The 12740-nt window shown below is 70.8% G+C and carries 13 protein-coding genes and 1 pseudogene; 9 read left to right on the top strand and 5 right to left on the bottom strand.

The genetic code is table 11. The features are described 5' to 3' along the window. Positions 1-976, top strand: a 976-nt coding sequence (locus GXB85_RS11170) for an RHS repeat-associated core domain-containing protein (protein ID WP_161917725.1), incomplete at its 5' end; no start/stop codon positions are given. Between the two features lie 80 nt (positions 977-1056). Then, a complete protein-coding gene (locus GXB85_RS11165) occupies positions 1057-1296 on the top strand; it encodes a hypothetical protein (RefSeq protein ID WP_161917724.1) in 240 nt (79 codons plus the stop codon). 79 nt (positions 1297-1375) lie between these two features. Here the strand turns inward: GXB85_RS11165 and GXB85_RS11160 are convergent. Beyond that, positions 1376-1885, bottom strand: a pseudogene (locus GXB85_RS11160) (transposase); the annotation flags it as partial. 670 nt (positions 1886-2555) lie between these two features. Here GXB85_RS11160 and GXB85_RS11155 point away from each other — a divergent pair. The 4 genes from GXB85_RS11155 (at position 2556) to GXB85_RS11140 (ending at position 5056) form a co-directional block, all read left to right on the top strand. After that, the gene (locus GXB85_RS11155) at positions 2556-3041 is read left to right on the top strand and encodes a hypothetical protein (RefSeq protein WP_161917723.1); all 486 of its coding nucleotides are present in this window, start codon (positions 2556-2558) and stop codon (positions 3039-3041) included. Positions 3042-3670: 629 nt separating this feature from the next. Then, positions 3671-3988, top strand: coding sequence for a hypothetical protein (locus tag GXB85_RS11150; RefSeq protein WP_161917722.1), 318 nt, complete (start codon positions 3671-3673; stop codon positions 3986-3988). A 195-nt stretch (positions 3989-4183) separates the two neighbouring features. Then, positions 4184-4408, top strand: a complete 225-nt coding sequence (locus tag GXB85_RS11145) for a DUF2283 domain-containing protein (RefSeq protein WP_370524181.1) — start codon at positions 4184-4186, stop codon at positions 4406-4408. Between the two features lie 117 nt (positions 4409-4525). After that, positions 4526-5056 carry a hypothetical protein gene (locus GXB85_RS11140; protein ID WP_161917720.1) on the top strand — a complete coding sequence of 177 codons (531 nt, stop codon included), beginning with the start codon at positions 4526-4528 and terminating at the stop codon, positions 5054-5056. A gap of 485 nt (positions 5057-5541) precedes the next feature. On the opposite strand, the gene GXB85_RS11135 is transcribed toward GXB85_RS11140, so the two are convergent. The 4 genes from GXB85_RS11135 to GXB85_RS11120 form a co-directional block, all read right to left on the bottom strand. After that, the gene (locus GXB85_RS11135; RefSeq protein ID WP_161917719.1) at positions 5542-6843 is read right to left on the bottom strand and encodes a Fic family protein; all 1302 of its coding nucleotides are present in this window, start codon (positions 6841-6843) and stop codon (positions 5542-5544) included. 149 nt (positions 6844-6992) lie between these two features. Continuing rightward, positions 6993-8201, bottom strand: a complete 1209-nt coding sequence (locus GXB85_RS11130) for an ABC transporter permease (RefSeq protein ID WP_161917718.1) — start codon at positions 8199-8201, stop codon at positions 6993-6995. Then, positions 8198-9007, bottom strand: coding sequence for an ABC transporter ATP-binding protein (locus GXB85_RS11125; RefSeq protein WP_161917717.1), 810 nt, complete (start codon positions 9005-9007; stop codon positions 8198-8200). Before GXB85_RS11125 ends, GXB85_RS11130 begins: the two co-directional genes overlap by 4 nt. Next, positions 9004-10035 carry an efflux RND transporter periplasmic adaptor subunit gene (locus tag GXB85_RS11120; protein ID WP_161917716.1) on the bottom strand — a complete coding sequence of 344 codons (1032 nt, stop codon included), beginning with the start codon at positions 10033-10035 and terminating at the stop codon, positions 9004-9006. Before GXB85_RS11120 ends, GXB85_RS11125 begins: the two co-directional genes overlap by 4 nt. Before the next feature lie 210 nt (positions 10036-10245). Between GXB85_RS11120 and GXB85_RS11115 the strand changes: the two genes are divergently transcribed. Genes GXB85_RS11115 through GXB85_RS11105 form a run of 3 tightly spaced genes read left to right on the top strand, consistent with a single transcriptional unit; the run spans position 10246 to position 12736 of the window. Beyond that, entirely contained in the window at positions 10246-11109 is an 864-nt protein-coding gene (locus GXB85_RS11115) for a DUF4129 domain-containing protein (RefSeq protein WP_161917715.1), read from the top strand. Then, positions 11106-11729, top strand: a complete 624-nt coding sequence (locus GXB85_RS11110) for a hypothetical protein (protein WP_161917714.1) — start codon at positions 11106-11108, stop codon at positions 11727-11729. Before GXB85_RS11115 ends, GXB85_RS11110 begins: the two co-directional genes overlap by 4 nt. After that, a complete protein-coding gene (locus GXB85_RS11105; RefSeq protein WP_370524180.1) occupies positions 11726-12736 on the top strand; it encodes an AAA family ATPase in 1011 nt (336 codons plus the stop codon). The genes GXB85_RS11110 and GXB85_RS11105 overlap by 4 nt, the downstream gene beginning before the upstream one ends. The last annotated feature ends 4 nt before the right edge of the window (positions 12737-12740 follow it).

Below are 12740 nucleotides of genomic sequence, written 5' to 3'. Positions count from 1 at the left end.
CAGCGCGGTCGGGGCCCGCTACTACGACCCCACCCTGGGCCGGTTCATCTCCGTGGACCCCGTGATGGACCTGACCGACCCCGCCCAATGGCACGGGTACTCCTACGCCAACAACAACCCCATCACCTACACCGACCCCACCGGCCTCAAGCCCATGGCCATCGACGGCGGACACGGCGTGGGCAAGCGCACCACGCCTTCCAACTCCGAGGCAGCCGCCAAGAGCGCCCCGGCGAGCTCAAGCACCAGCCGGGGCGACACCTTCAGGGCTCCCGTGAGCACGCCGTGCGTACGCATGTCCTACGGCTGTCTGAACGGCAGCTCTGGAAGGCCGGGAAGGGCCGTCGCTGGGCCATCGCGTGCCAACAACCTCCCTCCGGTCTACGTCGTGCAGCAAGGCACCAGCCCAGAACAGGTGGCGATCAACGCCGCCTACGCCAAGCTCTTCGCCGACGAGGCGATGAAGAACCAGGAGCCCTGGCAGCAGGACCTCTACGAGTTCACTCAAGGTCTCGATGCCGTTCTCGGGCCGATGATCCCGCTGCTGATGGCCGGGGCCGGTTCGATGCGCGCGGCTCCGCGCACAGCCCCCCGGGCTGCCGCGGGAAGTGCCAAGGCACAGTTCGTGCTCTCCCCCACCCTGGTAGGCAAGCCAACCGCTAGCACCACTGGAAGCGGATGGACGCGCGTGGGACGGTGGACGAGTCCCGCCGAGCACGCGGCCATGAAGGAGACCGGCAGCATCCAGTGGAACGCACGCGGTGTTCACCGCGTCGCTACCCCTGCATCGCCTTCGACCTATCGAAATGCACCAAAGGGGGACATTTATGTCGAGTGCGATGTTCCAAGTGGAGTTCTGAAGCCGCACAGTGAGGGAACTTCGATCATCTACGGACCGCAATCCCTGCAGGCGAGGTTGCCCGGTAGGGCGCAAACTGGGCAGGTGCCCTTCCAGAACCTGGTCGAGTCGAGGTAGGTATGCCTGAGTCAAATGTCAAGTTTCTTGACGCCGTAGTCTCGTGGCACGGGCGCAATGCCAATGCTCTCCCGCCTCAGGTGCTCGTGCAGCTCGTCGGGCCCACCGCGGGGGACAACAAGAACTCGGTCGGCTTGGAGTTCACGGCGCCATCCCTAGCTGCAACTGTGGAGGTCTGGGACTCAGGCGAGTGTGAGGTGATTGCATCAGAGATGGACGATCCGGAGGGCGATCCTGCGGTCAGCGTCCTCGAACTCGCCGATCCAAATGAGGTGGGTGACGTCTTGGCTCACGTTGTTGCGCAGCTCGCTGCACAGTGACGCGTGGGTCGCGAGCTGACGGGAACTGGGCAACCTCGCCTCAGCTTCTTGAGTCGCCCTGGGTCTGATGGAGGCTCGGCTATGGGATTTCGACCAGGTGCTGGTCGATCCCCTGGGCAGCGTAGAAGGTCGTCTCGAACTCGGTGGGCGGGACATCGCCGAGGTAGCCGTGTAGCCGCTGGGTGTTGTGCCAGTGGACCCAGCCGAGGGTGGCGAGTTCGACGTCCTCGACGTTTCTCCAGGGGCCGGTGCGGGCCGGGCCGCGGATCAGCTCGGCCTTGTCGTAGCCGTTGACGGTTTCGGCCAGGGCGTTGTCATACGAATCAGCCACCGTCCCGATCGAGGGCGTCGCGCCGATGTCGGCGAGTCGTTCGCCGTAGCGCAGCGAGGTGAATTGACTGCCGGCGTCGCTGTGACACCGCAGCCCGGTGATCGTCGTCCCGCGGGACCAGCAGGCCATCTCGATCGCGTCGAGCACGATCTCGGTGCGCATGTGCAGTGCGACCCGCCAGCCCACGATCATCCGGGAGAAAACGTCGGTGATGATGCAGACGTAGGCCACTCCCGCCCAGGTCGGCACATAGGTCAGGCCCCGTGCGTACGCGCGTCGTACGGCTGCCTCAACGGCGGCTCCGGAAGGCCGGGAAAGGCCGTCGCTGGCCCATCGCGTGCCAACGACCTCGCTCCGGTCTACGTCGTGCAGCAGGGCTCCAGTGCCGAACACCTGGCGATCAACGCGCCCTGCGCCAAGATCTTCGCCGACGAGGCGATAAGGAACCAGGAGCCCTGGCAGCAGGACCTCTACGGCTTCACTCAAGGTCTCGACGCCATTCTGCTCCCGCTCTTCATGATTGGTGGGCTCAAGCGTCCCGTGGGTCCCCGCACGGGCGGCCCACGTGCCCTCCCAGGAAATGGAACCGGAGGCGCACAGTTCGTCCTCGCCCCGAATCTGTTGGCCAAACCCGCCGCAACCACCTCAGCAAGCGCAGGGTGGCGAGTCGGCGACGACATCTAGACCCTGACGAAGGCGGGAAACTCGCCGTCCTGGTCGACGGTCCGCGCGCGGTTATGGAAAAGTGAGGCTGCGAACCCGCAGTACGGCACGTGGACAGCGGGGCAACTCGACCGAATGGGCACCGGCAGAGCGCCGCAGCGCTACAATCCCGACAAGGGCGGCATCGAGTCCATGGATCTGAGCCACGAGCCCGTACCGTTCAGAAACGGCGGCACGACCGTCGTGCCACGGTGGCCGCAGGACCATGCAGCCGTGGACCCGTTCCGACACCCGGGATACTGATGTGGTTGATCTCTCGATTCTCTTTGCGCAACAACAAGCCAGCAGAATTGACTGGGACGGGCCTGTCTTCAGCCTCTATGAGCTGCCGACACACACGACCCGGCTGGGCGTGGAGTTCATGCGGGCGGGATCAGAACTGCGTCAGGGCGTCCGTCTGAAGATCCGTGGTGGCAAGCTTGAAGCCAACGGCGTCGCGACCTCGGACCTCGTCTTATGGCAAGACTCGAGCCCCACGTGTGTTGATGTGCTGGTGCGGTGGGGGAAGCAAGGCTCTCGCTCCCTACGCGTATGGAACTGCTGGGAGGTCAACGGCGTCATGCATGCATGGCTCGGCAACGCCGGCATGCGAGTCGAGCGGACGCCCGAGGGCGTCATCGTCCTCAACTGCAGTGATGGCCGCGGCGAGCCCGACTTCGGCGATCTCCTCGTCAAGATCGCGCCCGAGTGACCTGAATCGACAAGTCGCGCGATGGCTATGCGGGTCGACTGGAAGCGATGGAGCGATGGAGCGACGACGAGGTCGGCGTTCGCTAACGAAGAGCAGCTGGCCCGAACCCTCTTGCATGAGCGCTTCCACGTCGACCAGATCCGTTCCGGAATGGGGTACCCGGCGTCGCCTGCCGCGGCCGGTCCTTGGGAATCGGCGGCGCACGCCGCCGAGGAAGCGCGGTGGGGCTCACGATGACGACCGGGTCGCGATCGTCGGCTAGCGAACGCGAGCGCTGGCTCGATGCCTACGAGATTGCCTACTCCTTCGCGGATGGAGCCGACGGGCTCGTGTGTCCCCCTGCGGCCGGCAAGGGTTGTGCCTCGTCTCCGTGTCCTTCGGCTCTAGTGGTGCGTCGGTCATGCCGGCCTTCTGGTGCCCGGAGTGCATGCGCGGGCTGCCGCCGCTGCGCGCGCGTTGCTCCGTGGGCGCGAGCAGTCCCGTGGGAAGATGCGCAGGTCCCTGAGTACCGCATGCTCTCGGAGTGACCTCGTCGGCCGAGAGCGTCGCGGGCTGTCTGAACGCGCCCACCACGTCACCTGCGAATGGCACGACTGCACTTGCGACGACGAGTTGAACTGGATGGCTCCTTGACCGACGACGCGCTGACCTCCTGGGGTCTCGATCTGCCTGGCCTCGACGCCGACGGGGCTCACCGAATCGCTGCCGTCATTCGCGACACGTTGCCCGATCAGCACGTCATCGTCAGCGATCCGTCCCTTGCGCTTACGTTGCGCATGGACAGGGCGACGGTCGCGGCTCTCCGGCGCACTGTGGCACTTGCGCTTCGGGACATCAGTAGTGCCGCCGAAGAACCCGTACTGCGAGGGCTGGCCGAGGATTTCGAAGAGTGGCTGTCAGGTGGAGGCGAACAGGGGGACGACTTGCTGTCCGACAGGAGGCGCTGAGCCGGCGTGGGCCATGAAGGCGGCTGGGGCCTTCACTCGCTGAACGATCATGGGCGGCGGTCGATGAGAGGCCTGCGCGCCGCCGCGGCTCGGGCTCGGGCGCCTAGCTGGGACAGCCCTCGACCGCCGTTTCCGGACGGTCCGAAGCAACCACCAACCTCGCGGCGGTAGACCATGAACGATCACAACTTGTCAGTGCGCGTCACCTACGACGCGGCGACGGACGCTGCATACATCTACCTCGATGGCGAGACGTGGTCGGGCGGCGTCGCTGACACAGTGCCTGTCGACCCCCTCGTCGCACGAGGAATGATCAACCTCGACTTCGACCGAGAAGACCGCCTTGTCGGGATCGAGGTGCTCGCGGCGAGCCGCCGCCTCCCTCGCTCCTTCCTGGAGCCACACGCTGGGAGCGACTGACGACTCATGGAGTCCCGGCCGGGGATAATCGTGCCCGCGTGCTGACGGCCGCTGGCGTCGCCAGTGACGTCCGGATCGGCATCGAGACTCGGCTACCTACGAGTGGAAAGGTCCAAGGTGACGGTATTCCGCCCGGAGGAGTGGCCCGAGGCTGAGTGGCTCTCTGGTGTGCCGGGTGCAGCGAGTGTCTTCTCGACAGCGCACGTGTCAATGGCCAGCGCGGCGGCATGCCTAGCTCTCTTCTCGCCCGACTTCATCGAGCACGAAGGTTTCGTCGTCCCCGTGCATGACATTTTCGACGAGCGCAAGATCGGCTCCATTATTGCGTCATGGCGCTCTCAGCCGCAGATCGCACAGGCACAGGTCAGTTCTCGCTCGCTCCTCGAGGTCTTCGGCGAAGAGGAGAGCGGACGACACGTCCCTGACGCCGTCCTCGACGCGTTGGGGACGGCCATGGCCGCGAGCTGGGAGCGCGCATTACGTGAGCAGCTGCCGGATGCTCCCTTTCGCGCACGAGTGATCCCGTTTGCGGAGGATGGGTGGGGCACGACGGTTGACGTGGTTCGGACGACGGAGTGGCCCAGGCCGAGTCGTCGTTGGTTCAGGCGTACCAGGGGACGCGCCAGCCGCGAACCTCGCGCAGGCTGAGGTGCCGTGAGTCGCCGGCCTTGACACCGTCGGGCTCGACGGGTCTCTCAGTAGCGGGTCGCGTCGATGACCTTGACGCGCACGGCGACGGTCGCGGGGATCAGGCCGGCCAGTGCGCCGACCCCGGTGGTGCACGCCATGCCCGCCAGTGCGGCAGCAGTCCCGAACTCTTCGGGTTCTGGCAGGTCGGCAGTAGCGAGCCTGAGGACGAACAAGTGGCCGAGATCATTCCTCACCCCGACGTCGTGGGCGCTATCGCGTTCTTCCGGTGGGCTGTAGCGGAGCTTGCCGTCTCGGACCCGCCTAGTGCTGCGGTGCTGGCGGACATCCGGACTAGCGCAGCGGTCCTGAGTGGCGCGTGGCGGTGACCCGGGAGGGCTTCACCCGCGGCGACAGCGTCGTGGACCACATGCACGTCCATTTCCGTGGCGGGTGACTCGCCCGCGGTCGAGCCGGCGTGGAACGTGCGCTGAGCGGCTGGCCGGTCAGGGTTCGCTGAGCTGGCGACGTCCGGCGCGGGCCGCGAATGCGTCCAGCGCGCTGAGGACCTCACTGGACTGCCACAGGATCGAGCGCCGGCGACCTCCCACCGGGGCCAGCACCCCGGCCTCGACCAGGCGTCGGACAGCCTTCATCGCATTGGTGTGGGAGACGCCGACCTCGTGCTGCACAACCGCGGTGTTGATCACCGGTTGGCGCAGCACCAGGTCCATCAGGGGCCAGACCGTCGAGTCCGAGCGTGCCTTGATCTTGCTCGCCCACTCTTCGCGGACCGCGCGCAGGTCATCGACCAGGCGCCGGCCGTTGGCGACGGCGTCGAAGGAGGCCTGCGCCATGGCGTCGACGATCGGGGCGGCGTCACCGCGCCGGTAGGCGGTGAGGGCGTCGAAGTAGCCGCGGGTGTCGACCAGCAGCCCGGCGGAGACCGGGACGGTCACCGAGCGCGTGAGTGCCCGCTTGCGCAGCAGGGCGTGGATCAGTGCGCGTCCGGTGCGGCCGTTGCCGTCGGGGAAGGGGTGGATGGTCTCGAACTGGGCGTGGGCGATCGCGGCGTGCTGCAGCGCGGGGATGTCTTCCCGAGCGGTGAACGCGACGAGGTCGTCGATCGCGGCCGCGACCCGGTCGGCGTGCGGTGGGACGAATGCGGCCCTGTGGGGCGAGTACCCACCGCCGCCGATCCACACCTGCTGGGCGCGCCACCGGCCGGCGATGTCCGGCTCGGCGGTCTCCATCAGCGAGCGGTGCATCTCGAGGATGGAGGCTGCGTCGAGGCGTTCGGACAGCTCGATGGCGGCCTGCATGGCGTGGACGTTGCCGACGATCTGGGTGGCGTTGCGCTTGGCGTCCTCCCCGAGTGCTGCCAAAGCGATCTGCTTGGCGCCGGAGGTGAGGTTCTCGATCTGGGAGGACGACGCGGACTCCGACCGCAACAGGATCGCAGCGAACGGGGCGACGTCACGGCCGAGCTCGGCGTCGAAGTCGCGGACCACGACGGACGCCTCCTCCGCAGCCGCAGCCGTCGCGCGCGGGAGGCGCACCTCAAGGTCAGCGATCTCTGGTGTGATGGCCGCCCAGTACGGCTGGCCGAGCAGCTCGCGCTGGGAACGGGAGAACAGCTCCGGCGGGAAGGAGGACCGCCACGGCAGCTCCTCCCAGTCGACCGCAGGCCACGTGGCCTCGGGCGCCGCGACCACGGCGGGCCCGGTCTCGGAGCGGGCACGGGTTGCCCGCGCGCCGCCAGCGGCGGAGCCGGCCGGGGTGCGGGACTCCTCGTCAACCGTGGCCACGCTTCGACGCTATCACTCGCTACGACGCTAAAGATGGATAACAGCGAGCGCAGTGCATCCTTGCTCACGCGCGGTGGGGTGTGCGGCAACTTAGAGTGCAAGCACCGGACTTCGAGCGGCGGGCGGCAGGTTCATTGCGCGAACATCGCTCAGTATCGGATCGCGTCGATGACCTTGACGCGCACGGCGACGGTCGCGGGGATCAGCCCGGCGAGCGCACCGACCCCGGTGGCGCAGGCCATGCCCACCAGCGCGGCGGAGACGGGGAAGGGCGGCATGTCCTGGATCCCGCCGCCGAACACGGCCTCGACCGGCACGTTCCTGATCACCACCACGGCCAGGCCCACGCCCACCAGCCCGGCGACGAAGGTCGCGACCACGGACTCCATGAGCACCCCGAAGAAGATCCGGCCCGACGTCGCGCCGAAGCTGCGCCGGATGCCGATCTCCCGGATGCGGTGCCGCACCGTCACCAGCGCGATGTTCACCAGTCCCAGCCCGCCCAGCAGCAGCGCGAACGCACCTACGCCCAGGCCCACCCAGCGCGCGCCGTCGTCCAGGGCCTGCATGCCCGTGTCGCGGTTGTCCCACACCTGCACGTCCCAGCCCGGCAGCACCGCCATGACGTCGCGCCGCAGCATGGGCGAGAGCTCGTCGACCACCTCGGGCGGCACCCACACCTTGAGCGACGGCGCGGGCGCACCCCAGCCGCTGCTCGCGTCCACCGTGTACCAGCGGGTGAGCTGGTCGTAGAGCACGTAGGCCATGGGCTCGGCGCCCGGCCACGTGTCCGGCACCACGCCCACCACCGCGCTGCGCACGGGCATCTCGTCACCCAGCAGCACCGTGGGACGCGCGTCGAGCCCACCGACACCCAGCCGCGTGAGGAACGCCTGGTTCACCACGAGCTGGGGTGCGAACGACTCCGTATCGGCGTCCGTGAACCAGCGGCCGTCCTGGACCCGTACGCGCTGCATGGTGCCGAAGTCCGGGTCCACCGCGCGCAGCTCCACCTGCGCGGTGCCCTCGGGGAAGCGCATGGGGGCGTTCGTGTACCAGTCGCGCGTGGCCCACGTGATGTCGTAGCGCTCGAGGGCCGTCGTGTAGACCGCGTCGAGCTCGGTGGCCGGCGGCGCCTGGTCGCTCATCGGGTAGGCGTCGAGCGACAGGGTCACCTGCCGCCCCATGTCGCGTTCCATCTGCTCGGTGAAGCCCTGCGTGAGCATCGCGACGGCCGCGGTGACCCCGGTGATCGCCATGACCGCCACCGCCACGCCGATCAGCGCGAGCAGCACGCGCAGCCGGTGGATGCGCAGCTCGTCCCAGGCCTCGACGACGGCCCCCACGAACCCGGTCACGGTCGCACCTCGGTGGCGGGAACCCCGTTCGAGGCCGTCGGCACGGACGGCCCCAGCTCGGGGATCGCGGGGAGCGCCGTCGGCACGTCACCCACCCAGTCCGTGCGCCCCACCGCACCGCCCAGGTCCACCGGCACCAGCACGCCGTCGGCCAGGCGGTAGTGCCGCTGCGCGCGGGCCGCGACCGCGAGGTCGTGCGTGATGGTGACGAGCGCGGCACCGGTGCCCGAGGCGATGTCGTCGAGCAGGGCCATCACCTCCTGGCCGGTCTCGACGTCCAGGGCACCCGTGGGCTCGTCCGCGAGGATCACGCGCGGCCCGCGCACCAGCGCCCGCGCGATCGCCACGCGCTGCTGCTCCCCGCCCGAGAGCTTCTCGGGCATCGTGTCCACGCGGTCACCCAGGCCCACGCGCTCGAGCATCTCGGCCGCGAGCCGCCGTCGGGCCCAGAACTGCCGGCCGCTCGCGTACATCAGCGGGGCCGCGACGTTCTCGAGGGCCGTGCGCCCGGGCAGCAGGTTGAACTGCTGGAACACGAAGCCGAAGTCGCGCCCGCGCCGCCGCGTGCGGGCCCGGTTCGAGAGCTTGCCGATCGGTACGCCCTCGAGCAGGTACTGGCCCGTGGTGGGCGCGTCGAGCAGGCCGAGGATGTTGAGCAGCGTCGACTTGCCCGTGCCCGAGCGCCCCACCACGGCCACGTGCTCACCCGTGTCGACGCTCAGCGTCACCCCGCGCAGGATCTCCAGCAGCCTGTCGTCCGGCAGGCGCACCGAGCGCGTCACCTCGGTCAGCTCGAGCAGGCTCATCCGCCGCACACCATGGGGTCCCACTGCATCGGGTCGGCGCAGTCCACCTCGCCCGAGCCGCCGGGCACCGGGATGAACTGGAGCACCAGGTCGCCCAGCGCGAGGCCCTCGGTGACCTGCACGTTCTCGCCGTCGGTCAGGCCCAGGGTGACCGCGCGCTCCTCGGGCTCGGCACCCTCCTCCGCGACCACCCACACGTTGCCGGTCTGGACCGTGCCCTGCACGGCCGTCACGGGCACGACGACGGCGTCCTCCGCGCTCCCGTTGACGATCTCCAGGTCCGCGCCCAGGCCCGGGAAGGCCGTGACCTCCGCGGGCAGGGCGCACGTGACCGTGCCCGACGGCGATCCGCCACCCGGGTCCGTGGGCGCGAGCGGGTCCGCCGTCGGGTCCGCGGCCGCCGCGCCGATGCGCAGGCCCGTGCACGTGAAGGGCGCCGGCCCGCCCTTGAGCGTCACCTGGGCCTCGGTAGGCGCGCCGACCAGGCGGTACTGCTGGTCGGGGGTGAGGGTGCCGCTGACCGAGAGCGTGCCCGGGGTCACCTGGCCCACGGTGTCGCCCACCGAGACCACCTGGTCCTTGAGGGTCGGCATGCTCAGCACGCCCGCGACGGGGGCCTTGACCTCCTCGAGCACCACGATCGGCTTGCGCTCGATCATCGTGGTCTCGCCCGTCTCCGGGTCCGTCTTGGTGATCGGGTCCCGCGGCGTCTCCTGGCGCAGCTGGAGCACGGCCGTGCCCGCGTCGACGCGCTCGCCGTCGGCCACGAGCACCTTGGACACCGTGCCCGCGAGGGTCGCGCGCACCGGCACCGGCGGGTCAGCCACCACCGAGCCGCGCACGGTCACGCTGTTGGTGACGGTGGCCGTGGTGGCCTCGATCACCGGCTCGACCACCTGCCCGGTGGGCTGCTCGCCACTCGCCTCGACGGACACGTCCGCACCCGTGAACGCGATCTTGACCAGGGCGACGGCGATGACCGCCCACACGACGAGGCGCAGGGCCGGGAAGACGTAGCGGCGGACCACGGGCAGGCTCCTGACGACCGGACGGACGGTGCACGGGGAACCCGGCGGTCGCGCCCTCGCGCCCGCTCCTGCCCCCGCGCCGCACCGTACTCCCGGGCACCCCGGAAAAGGTACGTTCCGGGCACGGACACGCGACGATGATCACCCGGACGGCCCCGGGTACGACGGCGCCTCCTCGGCCGTGACGGAGGGCTCGGCCATGATGGGGGAGTGGACCGGGCGACGGAGTCGGGGGCCGCGCCACCGCGCGGTCCGCACCCGCACGCGCCCGCTCCCGACGAGCCCGGGCCCGGCGCCGCTGGACGCGTGCTGGGGGCCGGGGTGCTGCTGGCGCTCGGGGTGGCCGCGGCGGCGCTCGCCGGGCCGTGGCAGCCGCGCACGGGCCCCGGTGCCGAGCCGCCCGAGGTCCCGCCGCCGTCGTTCGCCCCGCAGACGCTGTCCCCCGACGAGGAACAGCTGTGGCAGATGCTCGACCGCCAGGGGCAGCAGCAGCCGTGGGACCTCACCTACGTCGGCATCGGGCTGCTCGCGCTCGTCCTCGGCCTCGTGCTGTTCGGGGTGCTGCGCGTGCTGCGGCAGCTCGCCGAGCGGCGGCGCGGCGAGGGCGCGCCCGACGACGCCGGGCTGGAGCAGGGCGCGCTCGTCGCCGGGGGTGACGTGGCCCCGCACCTGCCCGCGCTGCGCGACGGCGTCGAGGACGCGGGGGACCGGCTGCGGCGGGTGCCCCTGCCGGGTGATGCCGTGATCGCCGCCTGGGTGGCGCTCGAGAACGCGGCCGCAGGCTCGGGCGTGGTGCGTCGCGCGTCGCAGACCCCCACCGAGTTCACGCTCGCTGTGCTGGACCGCACACCCGCGGACCCTGCCGCCGCGCGTGAGCTGCTCGACCTCTACCTGCGCGCGCGGTTCGGCGACGAACCCGTGGGGCCGCGTGACGTGGACCTGGCGGCCGACGCCGTGCGGCGGCTCGCCGACTCGCTCGACCCGCCACCGGCGGGGGAGGCGACAGGGCCGGGCGGGCCGGGGCGCGAGGGGCCCGGGACGCCGTCGTCGGATGCGCCGGGAGCCGGCTCATGAGGCTCGACTGGCGGCCGTTCGCGGTGGCCGCGGGCCTGGGCGTGGCGTCCGGCGTGCTCGGTCTGGGGGCCGGGGACGCCGTGCTCGTGGGGCTCGTGTGCCTCGTGCTCGGCCTGGTGTGGGTCACGTTCGCGCACGGCGACGCGCACCCCTGGCCCGAGGCGCGGCTCGAGGAGAAGGACGGCACCCGGCTCGATGTCGCGTCGCTCACGTGGGCCTTCCTGGGGCGCGACGGACGCGTGTCCGAGGCCGCCGTCCGGCGCCTGCGTGAGGTCGCCGCGCGCCGTCTGCTCGACCACGGCGTGCACGTGACCGGCGCGCTGGGCCGCACCGGCTCCGCCTGGCAGAGCCACGGCGACGACGTGCTGCGAGCGCGCGAGCTGCTCGGCGAGCGCGCGTGGCGCAGCCTCACCGCCCCCGGCGGGATGATGCCGACCGTCGCCGACGTCGCGCACTGCCTCGACGTGGTCGAGCAGCTGGGTGCGGTCGAGGGGCGCGGCGTGCGTGACCCGCGCGACCCCCGCCTGCCCCGAGCCGCCGTCGGCGGCCGGAGCCCTCGCACCCCCGAACCCGGCCCGGCCGCGCCGGCCCGCACCCCCGACGGAAGGTCCGCCACGTGAGCGTCCCCAGCCCCGAGAACCCCGCCGCACCTGCCCAGGTGCTCCCGCCCGTCGAGGTCGCGCGGCGCTGCCAGGCGGTGCTGGCCGAGGTGGGCAGCGCCGTGGTCGGCATGCGCGAGCCGCTGCGCATCGCGCTCGCCGCGGTGCTCGCGGGCGGGCACGTGCTGTTCGAGGACGTCCCGGGGCTCGGCAAGACCCTCGCGGCGCGCAGCCTCGCGACCACGCTCGGCCTGCAGTTCAGCCGGATCCAGTGCACACCGGACCTGCTGCCCGCCGACATCACGGGCAGCTCGGTGTACGACCCTGAGCAGCAGGGGTTCCGGTTCCGCCCGGGCCCCGTGTTCGCCGGCCTGCTGCTCGCCGACGAGATCAACCGCACGGCCCCCAAGACGCAGTCGGCACTGCTCGAGGCCATGGCCGAGCGGCAGGTGACCGTCGACGGGCGCACCTACCCGATGGCGCGGCCCTTCCACGTGATGGCGACGTCGAACCCCGTCGAGTACGAGGGCACCTACCCGCTGCCCGAGGCGCAGCTCGACCGGTTCATGGTGCGGCTCGCGGTGGGCTACCCCGAGCGCGAGGCCGAGGCCGACGTGCTGCTGCGCCGCCTCGACCGCCGGCAGGAGGCCGCACCCGTGCGGCAGGTGGTCGACGCCGCGACGCTGCTCGAGATGCAGGCCGGGGTCGAGGCCGTGCACGTAGACCCGGACCTGGTGGGCTACTGCGTGGACCTCGCGGCCGCGACCCGCGGGCACGAGGCCGTCGAGGTGGGCGCGTCGCCGCGCGGGTCGCAGGCGCTGCTGCTGGTCTCGCGCGCGCTCGCCGTGGCCGAGGGGCGGCGGTTCGTGACGCCCGAGGACATCAAGGCCGTCGCCGTCCCCGCGCTCGCCCACCGGCTCACCCTCACGCCCGCGGCCTGGGCGGCCGGTGTCGCGCCCGAGGACGTGGTGCGGGACGTGCTGGCGCGCACGGCCGGCCCCGCGACGGTCCCGACGGACGGTCGCTGAGCAC

The sequence above is a fragment of the Cellulomonas sp. APG4 genome (assembly GCF_009996735.1).
Lineage (GTDB): Bacteria > Actinomycetota > Actinomycetes > Actinomycetales > Cellulomonadaceae > Actinotalea.
The sequence above is the reverse complement of the archived record's forward strand: the minus strand, read 5'-3'. Positions and strand labels throughout refer to the sequence as shown.